General features: G+C 70.1%; 17 protein-coding genes. 11 read left to right on the top strand and 6 right to left on the bottom strand.

Translation table 11 applies throughout. The annotated features are described in order from the left end of the window. Position 1: 1 nt before the first annotated feature. Genes ACY5J6_RS04370 through ACY5J6_RS04360 form a run of 3 tightly spaced genes read right to left on the bottom strand, consistent with a single transcriptional unit; the run spans position 2 to position 3,240 of the window. A complete protein-coding gene (locus ACY5J6_RS04370) occupies positions 2–1,156 on the bottom strand; it encodes a thiolase family protein (protein ID WP_462846135.1) in 1,155 nt (384 codons plus the stop codon). Beyond that, the gene (locus tag ACY5J6_RS04365) at positions 1,141–2,253 is read right to left on the bottom strand and encodes an acyl-CoA dehydrogenase family protein (RefSeq protein WP_462846134.1); all 1,113 of its coding nucleotides are present in this window, start codon (positions 2,251–2,253) and stop codon (positions 1,141–1,143) included. Before ACY5J6_RS04365 ends, ACY5J6_RS04370 begins: the two co-directional genes overlap by 16 nt. Before the next feature lie 48 nt (positions 2,254–2,301). Next, positions 2,302–3,240 (bottom strand): GGDEF domain-containing protein, encoded by a 939-nt coding sequence (locus tag ACY5J6_RS04360; protein ID WP_462846133.1) that lies wholly within the window; start codon positions 3,238–3,240, stop codon positions 2,302–2,304. A 50-nt stretch (positions 3,241–3,290) separates the two neighbouring features. Here ACY5J6_RS04360 and lepA point away from each other — a divergent pair, with 50 nt between their 5' ends. Then, a complete protein-coding gene (gene lepA, locus ACY5J6_RS04355) occupies positions 3,291–5,123 on the top strand; it encodes a translation elongation factor 4 (RefSeq protein WP_462846132.1) in 1,833 nt (610 codons plus the stop codon). After that, entirely contained in the window at positions 5,107–6,090 is a 984-nt protein-coding gene (locus tag ACY5J6_RS04350) for a sensor histidine kinase (RefSeq protein WP_462846131.1), read from the top strand. The genes lepA and ACY5J6_RS04350 overlap by 17 nt, the downstream gene beginning before the upstream one ends. Positions 6,091–6,161: 71 nt before the next feature. On the opposite strand, the gene sdaAB is transcribed toward ACY5J6_RS04350, so the two are convergent. Continuing rightward, the gene (sdaAB, locus tag ACY5J6_RS04345) at positions 6,162–6,824 is read right to left on the bottom strand and encodes an L-serine ammonia-lyase, iron-sulfur-dependent subunit beta (RefSeq protein WP_462846130.1); all 663 of its coding nucleotides are present in this window, start codon (positions 6,822–6,824) and stop codon (positions 6,162–6,164) included. A 17-nt stretch (positions 6,825–6,841) separates the two neighbouring features. Here sdaAB and ACY5J6_RS04340 point away from each other — a divergent pair, with 17 nt between their 5' ends. The 3 genes from ACY5J6_RS04340 to ACY5J6_RS04330 are packed head-to-tail and all read left to right on the top strand — an operon-like array spanning position 6,842 to position 10,262. Next, the gene (locus tag ACY5J6_RS04340) at positions 6,842–8,752 is read left to right on the top strand and encodes a hypothetical protein (RefSeq protein ID WP_462846129.1); all 1,911 of its coding nucleotides are present in this window, start codon (positions 6,842–6,844) and stop codon (positions 8,750–8,752) included. Next, entirely contained in the window at positions 8,749–9,600 is an 852-nt protein-coding gene (locus ACY5J6_RS04335) for a dihydrodipicolinate synthase family protein (RefSeq protein WP_462846128.1), read from the top strand. Before ACY5J6_RS04340 ends, ACY5J6_RS04335 begins: the two co-directional genes overlap by 4 nt. Then, positions 9,588–10,262, top strand: a complete 675-nt coding sequence (locus tag ACY5J6_RS04330) for a hypothetical protein (RefSeq protein WP_462846127.1) — start codon at positions 9,588–9,590, stop codon at positions 10,260–10,262. Before ACY5J6_RS04335 ends, ACY5J6_RS04330 begins: the two co-directional genes overlap by 13 nt. Here ACY5J6_RS04330 and cdd read toward each other — a convergent pair. Together cdd and ACY5J6_RS04320 are read right to left on the bottom strand one after the other, a co-directional pair. Continuing rightward, positions 10,259–10,624, bottom strand: coding sequence for a cytidine deaminase (gene cdd / locus ACY5J6_RS04325; RefSeq protein WP_462846126.1), 366 nt, complete (start codon positions 10,622–10,624; stop codon positions 10,259–10,261). The two genes, ACY5J6_RS04330 and cdd, sit on opposite strands and share 4 nt — an antisense overlap. Further along, positions 10,614–11,936, bottom strand: a complete 1,323-nt coding sequence (locus ACY5J6_RS04320) for a hemolysin family protein (protein WP_462846125.1) — start codon at positions 11,934–11,936, stop codon at positions 10,614–10,616. Before ACY5J6_RS04320 ends, cdd begins: the two co-directional genes overlap by 11 nt. Before the next feature lie 77 nt (positions 11,937–12,013). On the opposite strand from ACY5J6_RS04320, the gene ACY5J6_RS04315 reads away from it, so the two are divergent. From ACY5J6_RS04315 to ACY5J6_RS04290, 6 genes are read left to right on the top strand one after another with little or no spacing between them, the layout of a single operon-like run. Next, complete coding sequence (locus ACY5J6_RS04315; RefSeq protein ID WP_462846124.1) at positions 12,014–12,448, top strand: MarR family winged helix-turn-helix transcriptional regulator; 435 nt, start codon at positions 12,014–12,016, stop codon at positions 12,446–12,448. Continuing rightward, positions 12,441–13,703 (top strand): TolC family protein, encoded by a 1,263-nt coding sequence (locus tag ACY5J6_RS04310; protein WP_462846123.1) that lies wholly within the window; start codon positions 12,441–12,443, stop codon positions 13,701–13,703. The genes ACY5J6_RS04315 and ACY5J6_RS04310 overlap by 8 nt, the downstream gene beginning before the upstream one ends. After that, on the top strand, positions 13,700–14,665 hold the full coding sequence (locus ACY5J6_RS04305; protein WP_462846122.1) for a TolC family protein: 966 nt from the start codon (positions 13,700–13,702) through the stop codon (positions 14,663–14,665). Before ACY5J6_RS04310 ends, ACY5J6_RS04305 begins: the two co-directional genes overlap by 4 nt. 3 nt (positions 14,666–14,668) lie before the next feature. Beyond that, complete coding sequence (locus ACY5J6_RS04300; protein WP_462846121.1) at positions 14,669–15,850, top strand: efflux RND transporter periplasmic adaptor subunit; 1,182 nt, start codon at positions 14,669–14,671, stop codon at positions 15,848–15,850. Continuing rightward, entirely contained in the window at positions 15,847–19,152 is a 3,306-nt protein-coding gene (locus ACY5J6_RS04295) for an efflux RND transporter permease subunit (protein ID WP_462846120.1), read from the top strand. The genes ACY5J6_RS04300 and ACY5J6_RS04295 overlap by 4 nt, the downstream gene beginning before the upstream one ends. Before the next feature lie 3 nt (positions 19,153–19,155). Further along, entirely contained in the window at positions 19,156–19,914 is a 759-nt protein-coding gene (locus ACY5J6_RS04290; protein WP_462846119.1) for an alpha/beta hydrolase, read from the top strand. The last annotated feature ends 5 nt before the right edge of the window (positions 19,915–19,919 follow it).

The following is a 19,919-nucleotide window of genomic DNA, read 5'->3' as shown; positions in this document are numbered from 1 at the left end:
CCTATAGCCTCTGGATCACCGTGGCCGTGGCCTGGCCGTGGCCGATGCACATCACCTGGAGACCGAACTCGCCCCCCCGGCGCTCAAGCTCGTGGAGGAGCTTGGTCATGAGCACGGCCCCCGTGGCCCCCAAGGGATGCCCGTGGGCGATGGCCCCCCCGTTCGGGTTCACCCGCTCGGGGTCCGCCCCAAGCTCCCGCAAGAAGGCCAGGACCACGCTGGCGAAGGCCTCGTTGACCTCTATGACGTCCACGTCCCGCAAGGAGAGCCCCGCGCGCCTCAGGGCCTCCCTCGCCGCCGGGACGACCTCCAGAAGCTGCAGGGTGGGGTCCCCCGCCACCACCACCCGGGCGCGGAAGCGGGCCCTGGGCCTTAGGCCCAAGGCCAGGGCCTTTTCCCGGTCCCCGAGGAGAAGGGCCGCGGCGCCGTCGGAGATCTGGCTGGAGTTCCCCGCCGTCACCACCCCGTTTTCCCGGAAGACGGGCTTCAGGGCGAGCATCTTCTCGTAGTCCACATCGGGGCGGACCCCCTCGTCGCGGGTGAGGAGGAAGGGCCTTCCCTCGGCGTCCAGCCCCTCCAGGGGGAGGATCTGGGCAGCAAACCGCCCCTCCTCCGTGGCCCGGGCCGCCCGCTTGTGGGAGAGGTAGCCCCACTCGTCCAGCTCCTCGCGGCAAAACCCGTAGCGCTCGGCGATCCGCTCGGCGCTTTCCCCCTGGTGGACGAGCTCGTACCTCTTCCCAAGCTCGGGGTTCAGGGTGTGGAAGCCCCCGCCGATGTCCGAGAACATGGGCACCCGGGTCATGCTCTCCACCCCGCCGGCGATGGCGAAGTCCAGGTCGCCCGCGGCGATGGCCTGGGCAGCGAAGTGGACCGCCTGCTGGCCGGAGCCGCACATGCGGTTGAGGCTCACCGCGGGGACCTCCTTGGGAAGCCTGGAGAGGAGCACCCCAAGCCGCCCCACGTTCGCCCCCTGCTCCCCCACCTGGGTCACGCACCCCGTGACCACGTCCCCGATGAGGCCGGGGTCTATGCCCGTACGCTCCAGGAGGGCATCCAGGACCTTGGCGTAGAGGGCATCGGGCCGCCACGCCCTAAGGGCCCCGTTCCTCTTGCCGATGGGGGTGCGTACCGCCTCGAGGATCACCGGCTCTCCCATCTTCCCCTCCTCACCAGTTCCCGCAGCACGATGACCCGCTGGATCTCCGAGGTCCCCTCGTAGATCTGCAGGACCTTGGCGTCCCGGTAGAGCTTGGCCATGGGGTACTCCTCGGAGTAGCCGTTGCCCCCGAAGACCTGAAGGGCCTCCGAGACTCCCCGCACGCAGGCGTCCGCGGCGAAGGCCTTGGCCATGGCCGCCTCTAGGGCGTTCTCCTCCCCCCTTTCCGCCAACCCGGCCGCCTTCTCCGTGAGGAGCCGGGCCGCCTCCAGGTCCATGGCCATCTCCGCCAGCTTAAACCCCACCCCCTGGTGGGCCCATAGGGGACTGCCGAAGGCCTCCCGGGTCTGGGCGTAGGCCAAGGCCTCGTCCAAGGCCCTTCGCAAGAGGCCTACGGCCAAGGCGGCCACCATGGGCCGGGAACGGTTGAAGACCCGCATGGCCAAGAGGAAACCTTCCCGGGCGATCAAGCCCTCCTCGGGCACCAAGACGCCGTCCAGGTACACCTCCGCCGCCACCGAGGCCTTCTGCCCCAGCTTGGGCAAAGGAGGCCCTACCTCCACCCCCGTCCCCCGCTCCACCAGGAAGGCGGCGATCCCTTCCCGGCCCTCCGCCACCTTAGCGAAGACCACGAAAAAAGAGGCTTCTGGGGCATGGCTAATCCAGGTCTTGCGCCCGTGGAGGCGGTATCCGCCCGGCACCTTTTCCGCCCGGGTGCGGAGGGCGGCCACGTCGGAGCCGGCATGGGGCTCGGTGAGGGCATAGGAGGCCACCTCTTCCTTGAGGCGGGGAAGGAAGGTGCGGGCATAGGGGCTTCCCGAGAGGAGGAGGGCGTCGGCCACCAGGTTGTTAAGGAGGAGGGCGGCGGCCACCCCCGGGCAGGCATAGGCCAGCTCCTCCGCCACCAGGACCAAGGCCCTGGGGCCAAGCCCCACCCCCCCAAGCTCCTCCGGCACCGCCAAAACGGGAAAGCCCAAGGCCGCAGCCTCCCGGAAAAGCTCCCGGGGAAAGCGGGCCTCCCGGTCCCACCGGGAGGCCTCGGGCAGGACCCTTTCCCGGGCGAAGCGTCGGGCGAGCTCCTGGATGGCCTGTTCCATGGCGGGGCCTCCAGGGGGAGTCTACCCCCACGAGGGAGGGCCCGCAAGCTACCCCCCCAGGCTTCCCTTTTTGCCGTACATGGCCCGGTCGGCGGCCTCGAGGACCCGGGCCAGCTCCCACCCCTCTCCCGAGGCGAAGCCCACCGACACCGGCGGGAAGCGGGCGTGTACCCTCTCCTCCAGGGAAGCCCCGTCCACAAGCCCCAGGTGAAGGCCCACGAACTCATCCCCGCCGATGCGGAAAAGGGCGTCCCCTTGCCGCACCTCCTCCCGCAGGGTCCGGGCGAAGCGGAGGAGGTGGGCATCCCCCGCCGCGTGCCCTTCCCGGTCGTTGATGGCCTTGAGGCCGTCCAGATCCCACAGGGAAAGGACCAGGGAAAGCCCCTCCCTGGCCGCCAGGGCTTGAAAGCGAGGGAAGTCCCGCTCCAAAGAGCGGCGGTTGGCGAGACCGGTGAGGGGGTCGGTGAGGGACTCGGTGTGGATGATCCGCTGGAGGGCCTCGAGGCGGCCCACCAGGGCCCCCACGCTAAGCCCTCCCACGCTGGCGAGAAGGGTGCTCCCCGCCAGGAGGAAGCGGGTCTCCACCTGGGGCCAAGGGGCCAGGAGGGCGCAGGCCAGCCCCAAGGCCAGCCCCGGCCAGCCCGCGAAAGCGGCCAAGGCGTAGGCCCCCACGGTGTAAAAGGCCATGACCCCGAGGCGCCAGGCTCCCTCCGGAAGCCCCCGGGCCACCATTTCCGGTGGGCTCACCAAAGCCAGGAGGGCGGTGAAAAGGGCCACCCCCAGGTGCAGGGCCACCGCAAGCCTTTCCTGGCCGCCTCGCCTGGCCCAGAGGTACGCAAGCCCCAACCCCCCCCAGTAGAGGGCCGTTCCCCCCACCATCACCGGCCCACCGTAAAAGTAGACCACGGGCCACCAGACCGCGGGCGCCAGGGCCAAGCGCCAGTAGAGGCGACACAACGCCGGCCAGACCCCCACTTCCTGGGCCATGCCCTAGTCTAACCCGGGGCCGCTTGACTTTGCCCAGGGAAGCCCGGAGGATGAAAAGGATGGACATCCGCCGCATCCGCAACTTCTCCATCATCGCCCACGTGGACCACGGGAAGTCCACCCTGGCCGACCGCATCCTGGAGCTCACCCACGCGGTGAGCGACCGGGAGATGCGGGAGCAGTTTCTGGACTCCCTGGAGCTGGAGAGGGAGCGGGGCATCACCATCAAGGCCAGCGCGGTGCGGGTGAGGTACCGGGCTAAAGACGGGGAGGAGTACGTCCTCCACCTCATTGACACCCCGGGGCACGTGGACTTCACCTACGAGGTCTCCCGGGCCCTGGCGGCGGTGGAGGGGGTGCTTTTGGTGGTGGACGCCAGCCAAGGCGTGGAGGCGGAAACCCTGGCCAAGTTCTACATGGCCTTGGAGCACGGGCACGTGATCATCCCGGTGATCAACAAAATCGACCTCCCCAACGCCCGCCCCCTGGAGGTGGCCCTGGAGGTGGAGGAGGTCCTGGGCCTCCCCGCCGACGAGGCCATCTTCGCCTCGGGGAAGACGGGGGAGGGCGTGGAGGAGATCCTCGAGGCCATCGTGAAGCGCATCCCGCCTCCCAAGGGGGACCCCGAGGCCCCCCTTAAGGCCCTCATCTTTGACTCCGTCTACGACGCCTACCAGGGGGTGATCCCCTACCTCCGCCTCTTTGAGGGGAGGGTGCGGCCCGGGGACCGGATCCAGGTCTATTCCACGGGCAAGGAGTTCACCGTGGACAAGGTGGGGGTCTTCACCCCCCAGGGCCTCATGCCCACGGAGGAACTCGTGGCTGGGGAGGTGGGGTGGCTCGTGGCCGCCATCCGGGACATCCACGACGTCCAGGTGGGGGACACCCTCACCCTGGCGGACCGCCCCACCCCCTCCCCCTACCCCGGCTTCCGCCCGGCCAAGCCCGTGGTCTTCGCCGGGCTTTACCCGGTGGAGTCCGGGGACTACGGGAAGCTCCGGGACGCCCTGGAAAAGCTCAAGCTCAACGACGCCGCCCTCACCTTTGAGCCCGAGTCCTCCACCGCCTTGGGCTTCGGCTTCCGCTGCGGCTTCCTCGGGCTTCTTCACGCCGAGATCGTCCAGGAGAGGCTGGAGAGGGAGTTCGGCCTAGAGCTCATCGCCACCGCCCCGAGCGTGGTCTACAAGGTGCGGCTCAAAAGCGGGGAAGAGCTGGAGATCCACAACCCCGCCGACCTCCCCGACCCCACCCGGGTGGAGGAGGTCCTCGAGCCCTACGTGAAGCTCACCCTCTTCACCCCCGAGGAGTACGTGGGGAGCCTCATGCAGCTCCTCCAGGAGAAGCGGGGCAGGCTCCTCAACATGACCTACCTCCCCGGGGCCCAGAAGCGGGTGGAGCTGGTCTACGAGGCCCCCTTCGCCGAGATCCTCTACGACTTCCACGACCGCCTAAAAAGCCTCTCCCGGGGCTACGCCTCCATGGACTACGAGCAGGCGGGCTACCGCCCCGGGGACCTGGTGAAGGTGAACGTCCTGGTGCACGGGGAGCCCGTGGACGCCCTCACCTTCATCGCCCACCGGGAGAAGGCCTACGCCATGGCCCGGGCCATGGTGGACAAGCTCGCCGAGGTCATCCCCAGGCAGCTCTTTGAGGTGCCCATCCAGGCGGCCATCGGGGGGAAGATCATCGCCCGGGCCACGGTGAAGGCCCTAAGGAAGGACGTCCTCGCCAAGTGCTACGGCGGGGACGTGACCCGGAAGAAGAAGCTTCTGGAGAAGCAGAAGGAAGGGAAGAAGCGGCTGAAGGCCATCGGCAAGGTGGAGGTGCCCCAGGAGGCCTTCCTGGCGGTGCTCTCGGCGGGTCGCGATGAGCCTAAGGGCTAGGCTCGCCCTGGTCATCGCCCTCCTCGCCTTCCTGCCCAACCTGGTCCTGGCCCTCACCCTGGGGGCCCTGGGGGAAGGCCCCTGGCCTCCCCTCCTCCTCTGGCTTTTTCTCCTCGCCCTCCTCTCGGGCCTCGTGGGCTACTTCCTGGCCAAAAGCCTCCTCAGGCCCCTGGAGGAGCTCACCCGGGCCCTGGCCTACCTCTCCTTGAAGGAGGGACCCCTGGAGGCCCTCCGCCTCCCCGCCCCCAAGGAGCCCCCTCCGGGGGAGATCGCCCTCCTCCGGGCCCGGTTTTCCGAGCTCCTCGCCCGGCTCAAGGAGCTTCTCGAGGCCCGGGAGGCCCTGTATGCCGCCCTGGCCCACGACCTCAAGACCCCCCTCCTTTCCGCCCTGCGCCTTTTGGACTACCTGGAGAGGGCGGACCACCTGGGGAAGGAGCGGCGCGTGGCCCTCCTCCGCGCCCTCAGGGAGGAGCTCGCCCGGGGCTACCGCCTGACGGAGAACCTCCTCGCCCTCGCCCGCCTCGAGGCCCGCGCACCCCAGAGGGAAACCCTGAACCTCCGCGCCCTGGCCGAGGACCTCCTCCTACGCTACCGCGAGGAGGCCAGAAGGCGGGGGCTTCACTTGGAGGTGGAAGGGGCGGGGCTTGCCCGGGGGGAGAGGCTTCTCGTGGAAAGGGCCCTGGCCAACCTCCTGGAGAACGCCCTGCGCCACGCCAAAAGCCGGGTGCGGGTGCGGGTGGAGGAGGGGGCTTTACAGGTGGAAGACGACGGCGAAGGCCTCCCCCTGTCCCTGGAAGCCCTGGCCCGGCCCTTCCGCCAAGGAGAGGGTCCCCGGGGAAGCTCAGGCCTCGGCCTTTACACCGCCAAGAAGGTGGCCGAGGCCCACGGGGGGCGGCTCGCCTCCGGCCCAAGCCCCTGGGGCGGGGCCTCCTTGCGCCTGGAGCTCCCCCCGGCCACCGCCCTTTAATACCACCCCATGCTGGCCCAAGCCAGCATGAGCCCTCACGCCTGGGCTTGGGCGAGGGGTTCACGCCAAAATCAGTCCATAACCGGGGGGATCTGCCGCACCCAGAGGATGTAGGAGAGGTACTCCAAATACTCCAGGGGTTTGGCGGAAAGGGGGCGGTCCATCTCCAGGCTCATCATGGCCTCTCCGCCCTTCTTCTTGCGGCTTACCGTGAGGTGGGCGATGTTCACCTCGTCGTCCGCCAGGATGCGGGCCACCCGGGCCACCACCCCGGGGGTATCCACGTTCTTCACCACCAGGGTGGGGGCGGCGCCGGTGATGCGCACCTCAAACCCGTCCACCTCAAAAACCCGCACCACGCCCCCGCCCAGGGAACTCCCCGTGACGGTGAGGCGCTCCTTCTCCCCCTCCAACACCATGCGCACGGTGTTGGGGTGCACATCCCCAAGCTCCACCTCCTTGAAGACCACCTCCACCCCTTCCCTTTCCGCCAGGGCCAGGCTCTCCTTAAGACGCTCGTCGTCGGGCCGGAGGCCTAAGACCCCGGCGGCCAAGGCCAGGTGGGTGCCGTGGCCCCGGCCGGTCTTGGCGAAGGAACCGTGGAGGCCGAACTCCACCCGCTTGGGCTTTTCCCCCAGGAGGTGGCGGGCGAGGAGGGCCAGGCGGCAGGCCCCCGCCGTGTGGCTGGAGGAAGGCCCCACCATCACCGGACCGATCATGTCCAGAAGCCCCATACCGGTAGAATAACCCCATGCGCCGCTGGATCGCCTTGGCCTTCCTGGGGCTTTCCGCTCTAGGCCAGACCCTCCTCCTGCCGGAGACCGCCCGGGTGGGGGAGGCCCTCTTCCTGGAGGGCAAAGACCTGCCCCAGGGCCGCTTCCCCCTGGAGGTCCAAGGGCCCCAGGGAACCGCCACCTGGGAGGTGGAGGCCCAGGAAGGGGGCTTCCGCCTTCCCTTCACCCCCGAGGCCCCCGGGGAGTACCGGGTGCGCCTTTCCCTGCCCTCGGGGGCGCTGGAGGGGCGTTTCACCGCTTTGGCCCCGGTCCAGCCCAGGCTCGTGGAGGGGGGTCTGGAACTCCCCTGGGGGCGGCTCTCCCTGCCGGAAGGCCCCTGGCTCGGCCCCCTGGTGGAAGGGGACCGGGTCTTTGTGGCCCAGGGGCTTTTGGTGGTGGAGGCCGGCCTAAAGCGGGAGGAGGTCCGCTTCCACTTCGCCCCCGCCCGGGTGGTGGCCCTGCGCCCGGGGCCCGAGGCCTTGCTGGTGGGGGACCGGACCCTGCCCCTTCCCTTCCCCCCCCTGCCCTTCGCCGGCACCGAGGAGGACCTGAAGTCCCTAAAGCCCCTCCTGGAAGCCCTGAAGCCTCCGAGGCCCTGGCCTTACTTCGCCTACTGGACCCTTCCTCCCGAGGCCCTGAGCCCGGAGGACCTCCAGGCCTACGGGGAGGACCTAAGGGCCCGGGGGCACCGCCCCGAGCTCTTCTTCGGCCAGGAAGGGGTGCGGCGCATGGCCGAAGCCGCCCGCGCCCTAAGCGCCCAGGACCCGGAAAAGTCCTGGCGGCTCACCGAGGCCCTCCTTCGCTACACCCCGCTTTTCCCGGGCTCGCTGGACTTTTTCCTGGAGCGGGCGGAGGCCCTCGAGGCCCAAGGCCAGCCCGCCAGGGCCCTAAGGCTGCGGGAGGCCGTCAAATACCTCCAGGCCTGGAGGCCCCCGGACCTCTCCTTCCTACCCCAGGGGCTCTACGTCCTGGGCCTGGCCTACCTGGCCCTCCTGGCCTACCTCCTCCTCTACTACCTCCCGGCCCAGCTCCAGGACCTCAAGGCGCTGGGAGGCTTCCTCGGGGGGTACCTCCGCCACCCCCTCCTGCGCCTCCGCCACCTGAGCCTGGCCTACGCCAGCCTGGGGGAAAGGGTCCTGGCCTTCGCCCTCCTCCTCCTCTTGGGCGGGGCGGGGCTCCTGTACGGCCTGGACCAGCGCGCCCGCGCCGCCCTCGCCCTTCCCCCCCTGGACCGGGGCACCGTGCGCACCCTCGAGGCCCAGGCCTGGCTTCGGGAACAGCCCCCTCTGCCCGAGGTGAAGGCCTTTTTGGGCTACGCCCTCCTCCCGGAAAACCCCAAGGAGGCCAAAGGGCTTCTGGAGGGAGCGAGCCTCCCCTTCGCCTTGGCCTTAGGGGAAACGGGCCTCCCCCAGGCCTACGCCAAGGCCCCCTTTGACGGCCCCATCCGCTCCGCCCTGGGCCTGGGGGAGGACCCCTGGGGCGGGCGGGAGCCAGGGCCTAGCCTCCGCACCCTCTACGCCGCTTTGCTTCGGGTGGAGTTCTTCCATCTGCGGGAAGACTTCCTCAAAGGGGTAGGCCAGCTTCCCCTTCCCCTGCCGGAAAGGGCCCGGCCCTGGGCGGCCCTGGGCTTTTTCCTGCTCCTCCTCTACCACCTCCTGACCTTCCTTCTCCCCCGGCGCAGGAAGGAACCTCCCCCCTCCTGGGCCCTGGGGGTGCGCCTTTTGGTGCCGGGAAGCCTGGGCTTTTCCGGGGGGCTTGGCCTCCTCCTCCTCCTCCTCGCCGCCTTCGGCCTCCTAAGGCTCCTCCAGGGCCAGGGCCCTGGGTTTCTCCTTTTGGCCTATGCCCTTCACCTCCTTTTCCTGATAGGCTCCTGGAGGAGGTTACCATGATCCTGCCCCCCATCCCCACCCCCTTCGACCGGGAAGGCCGCCTGGACACGGGGGCCTTCCGCGCCTTGGCCGAGGCTTTGGAACCCCTGGTGGACGGCCTCCTCGTCTACGGCTCCAACGGGGAAGGGGTCCACCTTACCCCGGAGGAACGGGCCCGGGGCCTCCGGGCCCTTAGGCCCAGAAAGCCCTTCCTCGTGGGCCTCATGGAAGAGACCCTGGCCCAGGCGGAAGGGGCCCTCATGGAGGCGAAGGAGGCAGGGGCCATGGCCCTCCTCGCCACCCCGCCCCGCTACTACCACGGAAGCCTCGGGGAGGGGCTCCTCCGCTACTACCAGGCCATGGCGGAGAGGATGCCCCTTTTCCTCTACCACGTGCCCCAGAACACCAAGGTGGACCTGCCCCTCGAGGCGGTGGAGGCCCTGGCCCGGCACCCCCAGATCCAGGGCGTCAAGGACTCCAGCGGGGACCTAAGCCGGATCGCCTTCTACCAGGCCCGCCTGAGGGATTTCCGGGTCTACACGGGCCACGCCCCCACCTTCCTCGGCGCCCTGGCCCTGGGGGCGGAAGGGGGGATCCTGGCGGCGGCCAACCTCGCCCCCCGGGCCTACCGCGCCCTTCTGGAACACTTCCGCTCGGGGCGGCTGGCGGAGGCCCAGGCCCTGCAAAAGAAGCTCTTTCCCCTAGGGGACCTCCTGGCCAAAGGGGGCGTGCCCCTCCTCAAGCAGGCCCTCCGGCACCTGGGCCTGCCCGCGGGCTACCCCAGACCCCCCTACCCGGCGGAAAGCCCCCTTTGGGAGAGGTTCCTCCCCGTGCTGGAGGGCCTCAAGGAGGAAGGATGGGTTCTCTAGCGCGAAGGCTTGGGCTTCTCCTCCTGGGCCTTCTGGCCCTCGCCGCCTGCGCCCCAAGGCCCCTGCCTCCCGAGGCCCGCTACCTGGGGGCGGAGCTTAGGGGCCTGGAGCTTTCCCCCGAACCCGCCCTCCTTTTGGAGGTGCGGGTGGCCTTCCACAACCCCAACCCCTTCCCCCTCCCCCTCGCGGCCTTCGGGGCGCGGCTCCGGGTGGGGGAGGTGGCGGTGCCCTTGGACCTCAGCCTGCCTCCCGGAAAGAAGGAGGCCCTTCTCCCGGTGCGCCTCACGCCCAAGGAGGCCTTGGCCACGGCCCAAGCCCTCCTCTCCCCGGAAGGGGTGGAGGTGGCCCTGGAGGGCCGGACCCTGGGCCAGGACCTCGCCTTCTTCAAGGCCCGCCTCGCCTTCCCCTTAGAGCCCGTAAGGGTGCGCCGGGCCGGGGTGAACCTCTTCCTGGAAAACCCTAACCCCTTCCCCCTCCGGGCCGAGGGTACCCTGGTGCTTTTGGGGCAACGCCTTTCCGTGCGGGCGGACCTCCCGGCGAGGGGGGAGGCGAGGGTCCAGGCGGTGGGCCTGAGGCCGGGGCCGGAAAGGGGAAGGGGACGGCTGGAGCTTCGCCTCGAGGTCCCCGGCTTCCTCAGCCAGACCCTGGTCCTGGACCTCTAGAGGCGGAAGGCCAGGGGGAGGAGGGCCCCCAAGGTGGTGCGCACCTCCTCCTCGGGCCCGTGGAGGACCACCTCCACCTCGGGCCCCCCGAACTCCATGAGGACCTGCCGGCACCCCCCGCACGGGGGGACGGGGCCCTTGGGGCTATAGATGTGCACCCGTTCTAGCCGCCTTTTGCCCGCCAGGACCATGGCCGCCACGGCGTTCCGTTCGGCGCACTGGGAGAGGGGGAAGGAGGCGTTTTCCACGTTGACCCCGAGGAACGCCTCCCCTTCCGCTTCCACCAGGGCCACCACGGGAAACCCCGAATAGGGGGCGTAGGCCCGCCCCACGTGGGCCTTCAGGATCTCCTTAATCCCCATGCTCCACCAGCCGCTCCACCCGCACCCGCTCTATCCGCCTTTGGTCGGCGCTCTCCACCACGAAGCGGAAGCCCTGCCAGGCCACGCTCTCCCCCACGCTGGGGATGCGCCCGAACTGCTCGTAGAGGAAGCCGGAGAGGGTGTCGTACTCCCCCTCGGGGAGCTCCACCCCCAAGGCCTCGGAGACCTCGTCTATGGGGGTCTGGGCCTGGATGGAAAGGGTCCCGTCGGGGAGGCGCTTGATGGGAGCGTCCTCGGGCTCGTCGGTCTCGTCGTAGATCTCCCCCACGATCTCCTCCATGACGTCCTCCAGGGTCACGAGGCCCGCCGTGCCCCCGAACTCGTCCACCACGATGGCCAGGTGCACCTTGCGGCGCCTGAGCTCCTTGAGGAGGGTCCAGGCGTCCATGTTCTCGGGGACGAAGTAGGGGGGGTGGGCGATGGAGGCCACGGTGCGCCGCTTCAGGTCCTCCTCGCAGTAGTAGGTGAGGAGGTCCTGGGCGTAGGCCACCCCCACGATGTGGTCCACGCTCTCCCGGTAGACGGGCACCCGGCTGTAGCGGTGCTCGCGGAAGAGGTGGAGGAAGTCCTCCAGGGTGGCCTCGGCCTCTATGGCCACCATCTCCACCCGGGGGGTCATGATCTCCCGCACCGGGGTCTCCTCCAGCTCCAGGATGGAGTGGATCATCTCCTCCTCCTGGGCCTCGATGGTGCCCGCCTCCTCCGCCCCCGCCAGGATGAGCTTGAGCTCCTCCTCCGAGACCAGGGAAGCATCCCGGGGCTCGAGGCCCAAGAGGCGAAGGAGGGTCCCCGAAACGAAGCTAAAAAAACGGCCCACGGGGTAGAGGAGGACGGAGAGGAAGTAAATGGGCCAGGCCGCCACCCGGGCCACGGCCACCGCATGGTGCACCGCCAAGGACTTGGGGGTGATCTCGCCGAAGAAGAGGATGAGGAAGGTCATGACCCCGGTGGCCACCCCCACCCCCGCCGAGCCGAAGGCTTCCGTGGCGAGCTCCGTCACCAGGGCGGTGGCGGCGATGTTCACCAGGTTGTTGCCCACCAGGATGGTGGTGAGGAAGCGGGTGATGTCCTGGGCCAGGAGGCGGAAGGGCCCGCCTTTGGCCTCGGCCAGCTCCTTGAGCTTCCAGGGGTAAAGGGCGGTGAAGGCGGTCTCGCTGGCGGAGAAGGCGGCGGAAAGGAAGAGGAGGCCGGCCAGAGAGAGGATTTCCAGGGGGCTTGGCGTTGGGGACTGGGCCAGGGCTAGGGAGCCGAAGGGCAGGAGGAAGAGCCACCGACTGGGAGGTCTGTCCATATCACCTTTCGCCATTGTACACGAAAGGGTGGCCCAGCCCCCGTTTTGCCCTTTAGGTTTGTGTATAGTTGAAGGGTATGAACGGACCCCCTGCCCCCCTGGTGCAAGAGCTTTCCCAGCTGGGCTACACCCTCATGCGCCTCCTCCTGGCCCAGGCCAAGGAGGCCTTCGCCCAAGAGGGCCTCTCCCTCTTGCAGGCCGAGGTCCTGCGCCTGGTGAAAGGAGGGGTCAGCGCCCCTTCCCGCCTGGCGGAGCACCTGGAGGTCCAGCCCTCCCAGGTCTCCCACCTCCTGGCCTCCCTGGAGGAAGGGGGTCTCCTGGCCCGGGAGCTGGACCCCTTGGACCGCAGGCGGGTCCACCTCCGCCTCACCCAGAGGGGCCTGGAGGTGGCGAGGAGGCTCGAGGCCGCCTGGCTTTCCCTCTTCGGCCGGCGCCTGGCCCGCCTGGAAGCCCCTGAGCTCCTCCTCTTCCGCGACCTCCTGCGGAAGCTCACGGGAGGGGAGGATGCGTAAAGCCCTCCTCCCCTTCCTCCTGGCCCCCGCCCTGGCCCAAGGGGCCCTGGCCCCCCTCCAGGACCACCCCCTGGCCCGGCAAGGGGCGGCCTACCTGGAGGCGGCCAGGAAAGCCCTGGAAGCCCAGGAGGCCCCCTTGGCCCTGAACCTCCAAGGTGGCTACGCCCGCCTGGGGTACCAGTGCACCCCGGAGGCCCTTTGCGGAAGCCTTCCCCCCACCACGGGAAGCCTCACCCTTTCCCTCTCCCTCACCCCCTTCCCCTTTGGGGAGGTGGCCGATGGGCGGGAACGGGCCCGGATCGCCCTGAGACGGGCCGAGCTAGGCTACCGCCGCACCCTCTCCGCCCTGCAGGCCCAGGCGGTGGCCGCCTACGGCCGCTACCGGCAGGCCCTCCTGGGGGAGAAGATCGCCCAAAAGGCCCTGGAGCTGGCCCAAAGGGCCCTGGAGGCCAGCAGGAAGCGCCAGGCAAGCCCCAAGGAACTGCGGGAAGCGGAGCTCAACCTGAAGGAGGCGGAGGCCCGCCTGGAGGAGGCCAGGCAGGGGGTGGACCTGGCCAAGAGGGCGGCGGAGGGCCTCCTAGACCTCACGAAGCCCCTGCCGGAAATCCCCCCGCCCAAGGGAGGGGCTTACCTGGCGGTGGAGGAGGCCAAGCTTGCGGTCCTGGAGGCGGAGATCTCCTACCAAAGCGCCCTCCGGAACCTCCTTCCCCAAGCGCAGGCCAGCTACCTCCTCTACCCCTCGGGGAACGACACCCTGGCCCTAAGCCTGGGAAGCCGCACCCTCCAGCCCACCCTCTCCTATACCCGCAACGACCCTCCCCGTCCCCCCACCCAGGTCCCGGGGACAGGCAGCTACCGCACCCAGGAGGAGCTCCGGCTCTCCCTCTCCCTCACCCTCTCCCCCGGGCTCCTCTCGGGCCTCGAGGCCGCCCGGGCCCAGCTCCAGGGGGCGGAGGCGGCCCTAAGGGCGGCGGAGGAGCAGGCCCGGCTCCAGGAGGAAACCCTGAAGAGCGCCCTTCAAAGCGCCGAGGCCAACCTGGCCCTGGCCCGTCTAAGGAAGGATTCCCAGGAAAAAGCCCTGGAGGAGACCCGGAAGCGCCTGGAGTTGGGCCTGGAAAGCCCGCTGGCCCTCCTGCAGGCGGAGCTCGACCTTTTGCAGGCGGAGCTCGGCCTCCTGCAGGCGCAAAGCGACCTCCTGAACAAGCGAATGGAGCTATACCAGCTTTACGGCGAACTCTTGGAGGTTCAACCATGAGGAAAACCCTGTTTATCCTTTTCCTGCTGGCCCCCGCCTTGGCCCAACCCCTTCCCGAGGCCCTGAAGAAGGCCCAGGAGGCGGCGGGCGTGGCCCTGGCCCGCCTGGAGGTGGAGGCCAAAGCCAAGGACCTGGCCCGCCTCCTCCAAGACCCCCTCCTCACCCCCCTCTCCGAGCTCCAGGCCCGGCAGGCCCTGGCCCTGGCGGAAGCCCGCCTCGGCCGCGCCCTGGCCCAGGCGGAAAGCGAGGTGGTCTCCGCCTACGCCCAGGCCCTGGAGGCCAGGCTCCAGGTGGCCCTGGCGGAAAAGGCCCTGGAGGTGGCGGAGCTTTCCCTCAAGGCCGCCGAGGTGCGGGCCAAGGGGGGCGGGGCCACCTCCTTGGACCTCCTGGAGGCCCAGAACCGGGTGCTGGAGGCCCGGAAAAACCTGGAGCTGGCCCAAAGGGGTCGGGATAGCGCCCAGGCCGCCCTGGAAAACCTGGTGGGCCCCTGGGAGCCCAAGCCCGTGGAGGCCCTTCCGCCGCTTCCCGAGGAGGGGCTTTGGCAGAGCCTCCTGGCCCAGCACGCCGACCTCCTGCAACTCCGGCAGTCTTTGGAGCTTCTCCGCTTCCAGCGGGGGCTTCTGGACGAAAGCTTCGCCGCCAAAAAGGACCTGGAGGCTTTGGAGGACCAGATCCGGTCCCTCGGCACCAACCTGGACAACCTGGAGCGCTCCCTCAAGGTGGGCCTCCAGGCCCGCCAGGCCCAGCTCGCCCCCCTTCTTAAGGGGGTGAAGGCGGCGGAGGAGGCCTACCGGGCGGCCAAGGAGCGGTACGCCGCCGAGGAGAAGCGCTTCCGGGCGGGCCTCACCAGCCGCCTGGGCCTCCTCCAGCAGGAGCTTTCCCTCCTGCAGGCGGAGCTTTCCTGGGAGCAGGCCAAGCACGCTTACCTGAAGGCCTACTACGGCCTTCTGGCCTCGAGGTGAAGCATGCGGCGCCTCTTCCTCCTCTTGCCCCTCCTCCTCTTCGCCTGCGCCCCCAAGAAGGCCGAGGCCCCAGGCCCCGCCCAGGAAGGCCCTCTCCGGGTCCAGGTCCGGGCGGTGGAGGCCAAGCGGGGGGTGCTGGAGCGGGAGGCCAAGGCCTCCGCCACCCTACAGGCGGAAAAGGACAGCCTGGTGGCCGCGGGGGCCGCCGGGCGGGTAGTTCGCACCCTGCCCCCGGGAAGCCGGGTGAGGGCGGGGGAGGGGGTGGTGTTTCTGGACCCCGCCCCCTTCCAGGAGGCCCTGGGCCAGGCCCGCCTGGCCCTGGCCCAGGCCGAGGCCAACCTGGAGCGAAGCAAGAGCCAGCTGGCGGGAAGCCGGGCCGCCCTGGAGGCCCAACTCAGGGCGGCGGAGGCCCAGCTCCAATCGGCCGAGAGGCGCTACCAGGAGGGGAAGGCCCTCCTGGAGGCCGGGGCCCTGGCCCCCTTGGACCTGAAGGCCCTCGAGGCCCAGTACCGGCAGGCGCAAGGGGCCTACGAGAACGCCAAGGAGGCCCTGGCCCGCCTGGAAAGGGAGGACGACCTCCGCCTCCTCAGGCTCCAGGTGGAGGCCGCCCGCCTCCAGGTGCGCCAGGCGGAGCGGAACCTGAGGGAGAGCGTGGTGCGGGCCCCCTTCGCCGGGGAGGTGGTGGAGGTCTACGCCAAGGAGGGGGAGTTCCTGGGCACGGGAAGCCGGGCCTTCCGCCTGGCCACCACGGAAAGCCTCCTGGCCAAGGTCTACCTGCCCCCCGACCAGGCGGCGGCCCTGACCCCGGAAACCCCCTTCCGCTTGCGGCAAAACGGCAAGGAGGCGGCGGCCCGCCTTCTCCGCAAGACCGACCTGCCGGGGCAGAGCCGGCTGGTGGAGGTGGTGCTGAAGCCCCAAGTCCCCCTCACCCCGGGCCCGGCGGAGGTGCGCTACCGGGAACGCTTGGCCGAAGGCGTGCTCCTCCCCGCGGGGGCCCTAAGGGCCGAGGAGGGCAAGGCCTTCGTCTACCGGGTGGAGGGAGGAAAGGCCAGGCGGCAGGAGGTGCGGCTTCTGGCCCAGGAAGGGGACCGGGTGGCGGTGGAAGGCCTTCCCGAGGGAGCCCTGGTGGTCCACCCCTTGCCCGAAGGGCTTAGGGAAGGGGACCTGGTGGAGGTGGTGCGGTGAGGGAAAACCCCCTGGTGGCCTTCTTCGTGGAGCGCTTCGTCTTCGCCACCGCCATCTTCGTGGGGCTGGTGCTGGTAGGGCTCCTTTTGGGCCTTGGGCTTGGGGTGGAGCTTCTGCCTCGGTTCAGCGTGCCCGTGGTGGCGGTCTCCACCAGCTACCCCGGGGCGGGCCCCGAGGAGGTGGCGGAGCAGGTCTCTAAACCCCTGGAGGACGCCCTTTCCACCCTAAGCGGCCTGGACACCCTGGGGTCCAGCTCCACCGAGGGCTTCAGCCTGGTCTTCCTCCAGTTCCGGCAGGGGGTGAACGTGGACCAGGCGGCGGTGGAGGTGAGCCAGAAGGTGGCCGCGGCCCGCGGCGCCCTCCCCAAGGACGCCTCGGCCCCGGTGGTGCAGAAGTTTGACCCCTCGGCGAGCCCCATCCTCTACCTGGCCCTCGAGGCCCCCGGGGAGGACCTGTCCCGGGTCCTCCGCTACGCCGAGCGCACCCTGAAGCCCAGGCTCCAGCTGGTGCCCGGGGTGGCGGACATCCGCCTCACCGGGGCCCCCAGGCGGGCCATCAAGGTCTACCTGGACCCGGACCGCCTCCAGGCCCTGGGGGTGGCCCCAGGGCAGGTGGTCCAGGCCATAAGCGCCTCGGCCCTGAACCTCCCCCTGGGCACCCTTAGGGAAGGGGAGAAGCGCCTGGTCTACACCCTGCGCTCCACCCCCGCAAGGGCGGAGGAGGTGGCGGACCTTCTCCTGGACGCCTCCCGGGGCCTCCGGGTGGGGGACGTGGCCCGGGTGGTGGAGGAAAGCGAGGCCCCCACCACCCTGAACCGCCTAAACGGCAAGCCGGCGGTGCTCCTGGCCGTGGTCAAGACCCCCGACGCCAACGCCGTGGCCGTGGCCGACGGGGTGAAGCGGGCCCTGGAGGCCATCCCCCTGCCTCCGGGGTACCGGGCCGAGGTGGCCCTGGACTCCACCCGGTTCATCCGGGCGGCGGTTTTGGACACGGTGCGGGAGGCCTTTTTGGCGGCCTTGGCCGTGTCCTTGGTGGTCCTGGTCTTCCTGGGCAAGCTCAACTCCGTCTTCTCCGTCATCCTGGCCATCCCCATCACCCTCTCGGGGGCCATCCTCCTCTTCGGGCTTTTGGGCTTCACCTACAACCTCATCAGCCTCCTCGCCCTCACCGTGGCGGTGGGCATCGTGGTGGACGACTCCATCGTGGTGGCGGAGAACATCGACCGCTACCGCCGGATGGGACTTGGCCTCAAGGAGGCGGTGCTCAAGGGGGCGAGCGAGGTGAGCGTGGCCGTGGCCGCGGCCACCCTAAGCCTCCTCGCCGTCTTCCTGCCCATCAGCTTCCTCCCCGGGCTCATCGGCCAGATCTTCCAGCAGTTCGGCCTGGGCATGGCGGCGGCCATCGCGGTGAGCTGGCTCGAGGCCCTCCTCTTCCTCACGGTGCGCCTGGCCTACTTCCCCGACCCCGAACCCCCCGCCCTGAGGGAGGCCCTTAAGGCCGCCCTCCTCCTCCCCCAGGACCTCTCCTGGGCGTACCGCCGGGGCTTCCGCACCGCCCTGGGGCTGGCCTTCGGCCTCCTCCTGGCCCTTTTCCTTTACCGCCAAAGCCCCTTTTACCTCCCCTTCCTCCTCCTCTACCCCGCCCTCCTCGGCCTTGGGCGCTACCTGGGCCGCCTCCTCCTGGACCTCTTCGGGGCCCTGGCCCGCCTCCTCCACCAGGGGGCGGAAGGGGCCTTGGAGCGCCTCACCGGGGCCTACGCCAAGGCCTTGCAAAGGGCCCTGGCCCGGCCCTACCTGGTGCTCGGGGCGGCGGCCCTGGCCTTCCTCTCCGTCTTCCCCATCCTGCCCCGGATCCCCTTCAACTTCACCCCCCGCTCGGACACCGGGGTCCTCACCGCCACCCTCCTCCTCCCCAAGGACACCCCCCTTGCCGTGTCCGACCGGGCGGCCCGGGCCCTGGAAACCCACTTCCTGGCCCACCCCGCCGTGGCCCGGGTGGTGACCACCGTGGGGGCCAGCGCCACCGGGGGAGCCCAGGTGGGGGACCCCTCGAGGGTCCAGCTCCAGATCGCGCTCAAGCCCAAGGGGGAGCGGGAGGACATCTTCGCCCTCACCGAGGCCTTCAACCGAGAGGGCAAGGAGGCGCTTAAGGACTTCCCGGGGGCGGACCTCCGCGTCCTGGCCCAGACCGGCCCCGAGGCCGGGGACGCCGACCTGCAGTTCTTCCTGGTGAGCCCGGACCGCGCCCTTCTGGAAAAGCGGGCGGCGGAGATCGTGGAGGAGATCGCCAAGAAGCCCTACGTCCTGAGCGTGAAGAGCACCCTCGAGGCCACCCAGCGGGAAAGGGTCTTCGTGCCGGATCCGGCCCGGCTCTCCGGCACCGGCCTCACCCCCCAGGACGTGGCCCAGGCCCTGAGGCTTTACCTCTCGGGGGCCCAGGCGGCCACGGCGAGGAGGAGCGGGGAGGAGTTCCCCGTGGTGGTCCAGGCCGACCCCTTGCGCTTAGGGGGCGAGGCCGACCTCCTCTCCCTCCCCGTCTACGCTCCCGCCCTCCAGGCCTTCCTGCCCCTCGGGAGCCTGGGAGGCTTCGCCGAGAGGCCGGGGCCCACCCTCATCTCCCGCCGCAACCAGGCCTACGCCGCCGGGATCAACCTCAACCTGCGCCCCGGGGCCCCGGGAGCCTTCCAAATCCAGCAGGAGCTAGAGCGGGAGCTTGCGGAAAAGGGGCTTTTGGGGGATGGGGTGGAGCTTCTGGCCACGGGCCTGGGGAGCTTCACCGGGGAGCTCGCCCGCCTTGCCCCCCTGGCCTTCCTCCTGGCCCTGGCGCTCAACTACCTGGTCATCGCCAGCCAGTTCAACGCCTGGCGCTACCCCCTCTACCTCCTCCTCCCCGTGCCCTTGGCCCTGGTGGGGGCCCTTTGGCTCACCTACCTCCTGGGCACGGGCCTGGACGTGATCAGCGTCCTGGGGGTGGTGATGCTCATCGGCCTGGTCACCAAAAACGCCATCCTCCTCCTGGACTTCGCCGTGCGCCGGATGGAGGAGATGCCCCTCCAGGTGGCCCTGGTGGAGGCGGCAAGGCTCAGGCTAAGGCCCATCCTCATGACCACCCTGACCGTGCTCATCATCAGCCTCCCCCTCCTCCTGGGCACCGGGGAAGGGGCGGAGTACCGGCGGCCCCTGGGGGTGATCATCCTGGGCGGGCTCCTCTCCTCCACCCTCCTCACCCTCTTCGTGGTGCCCGCCGCCTTCTACGCCTTGGAGAGGGGGCGGGCCAGGGTCAAGGAAGCCCTCTTGAGGTGAGGCATGGCCGCCAAGCGCCTCCTCCTTCTCCTCTTCCTCCTGGCCCTGGCCCTGGGAGGGGCCCTGGTGGGCGCCGCCTTTTACCTCTTCCGCCCCTACCGGGCGGAGGCCTGGGTCCAGGGCTACCTAGGCCGGGCGGGCCTGGCCCCGAAGGAAGCGCCCTACGGCCTGGAGCTCTTCCCCAAAGCCCCCAAGGCCCTCTTCGCCTTCTACCCCGGGGCGCGGGTGGACCCCCCGGCCTACGCCCCTGTCCTCGCCCCCCTGGTGGAGGCGGGGTACGGGGTGGTCCTCCTCAAGGTGCCCCAGGGCATCGCCCTCCTGGGGAAGGAGCGGGCCCTCGAGGCCGGGAGGGCCCACCCCAACCTCCCCTTGGCGGTGGGCGGGCACAGCCTGGGCGGGGTGGTGGCGGCGGAGGTGGCGGCCCGGGAAGGGCTTCCCCTCGTCCTCTTCGCCGCCTACCCCGAGGCGGACCTCTCCCGGGAAGCCTTCCCCACCCTGGCCCTCTACGGCACCCTAGACGGCCTTCTCCCCCCGGAGGAAGCCCGGCAGAAGGCGAAAAGGCTCCCCAAGAACGCCCGGGTGGTCTTCGTGGAGGGGCTCAACCACGCGGGCTTCGGGGCCTACGGTCCCCAGCGGAGGGACAATCCCCCCCAAAGGCCCCGGGAGGACCTCTTCCGGGAAGTGGCCGAGGAGGTCCTCCTCTTCCTGGAAGGCCTGGGCTGGGACGCCCCTCTGGGCGAGCCCCTTTCGCAGGTGCTATAGTGGAA

The sequence above is a fragment of the Thermus sp. H19.2 genome (assembly GCF_054979525.1).
The sequence above is the reverse complement of the archived record's forward strand: the minus strand, read 5'-3'. Positions and strand labels throughout refer to the sequence as shown.

Bases quoted from the DNA above. Each gene is read 5' to 3' on its own strand.
- ACY5J6_RS04370 (WP_462846135.1), bottom strand. From the start codon at position 1,156: ATGGGAGAGCCGGTGATCCTCGAGGCGGTACGCACCCCCATCGGCAAG.
- ACY5J6_RS04365 (WP_462846134.1), bottom strand. From the start codon at position 2,253: ATGGAACAGGCCATCCAGGAGCTCGCCCGACGCTTCGCCCGGGAAAGG.
- ACY5J6_RS04360 (WP_462846133.1), bottom strand. From the start codon at position 3,240: ATGGCCCAGGAAGTGGGGGTCTGGCCGGCGTTGTGTCGCCTCTACTGG.
- lepA (WP_462846132.1), top strand. From the start codon at position 3,291: ATGAAAAGGATGGACATCCGCCGCATCCGCAACTTCTCCATCATCGCC.
- ACY5J6_RS04350 (WP_462846131.1), top strand. From the start codon at position 5,107: ATGAGCCTAAGGGCTAGGCTCGCCCTGGTCATCGCCCTCCTCGCCTTC.
- sdaAB (WP_462846130.1), bottom strand. From the start codon at position 6,824: ATGGGGCTTCTGGACATGATCGGTCCGGTGATGGTGGGGCCTTCCTCC.
- ACY5J6_RS04340 (WP_462846129.1), top strand. From the start codon at position 6,842: ATGCGCCGCTGGATCGCCTTGGCCTTCCTGGGGCTTTCCGCTCTAGGC.
- ACY5J6_RS04335 (WP_462846128.1), top strand. From the start codon at position 8,749: ATGATCCTGCCCCCCATCCCCACCCCCTTCGACCGGGAAGGCCGCCTG.
- ACY5J6_RS04330 (WP_462846127.1), top strand. From the start codon at position 9,588: ATGGGTTCTCTAGCGCGAAGGCTTGGGCTTCTCCTCCTGGGCCTTCTG.
- cdd (WP_462846126.1), bottom strand. From the start codon at position 10,624: ATGGGGATTAAGGAGATCCTGAAGGCCCACGTGGGGCGGGCCTACGCC.
- ACY5J6_RS04320 (WP_462846125.1), bottom strand. From the start codon at position 11,936: ATGGACAGACCTCCCAGTCGGTGGCTCTTCCTCCTGCCCTTCGGCTCC.
- ACY5J6_RS04315 (WP_462846124.1), top strand. From the start codon at position 12,014: ATGAACGGACCCCCTGCCCCCCTGGTGCAAGAGCTTTCCCAGCTGGGC.
- ACY5J6_RS04310 (WP_462846123.1), top strand. From the start codon at position 12,441: ATGCGTAAAGCCCTCCTCCCCTTCCTCCTGGCCCCCGCCCTGGCCCAA.
- ACY5J6_RS04305 (WP_462846122.1), top strand. From the start codon at position 13,700: ATGAGGAAAACCCTGTTTATCCTTTTCCTGCTGGCCCCCGCCTTGGCC.
- ACY5J6_RS04300 (WP_462846121.1), top strand. From the start codon at position 14,669: ATGCGGCGCCTCTTCCTCCTCTTGCCCCTCCTCCTCTTCGCCTGCGCC.
- ACY5J6_RS04290 (WP_462846119.1), top strand. From the start codon at position 19,156: ATGGCCGCCAAGCGCCTCCTCCTTCTCCTCTTCCTCCTGGCCCTGGCC.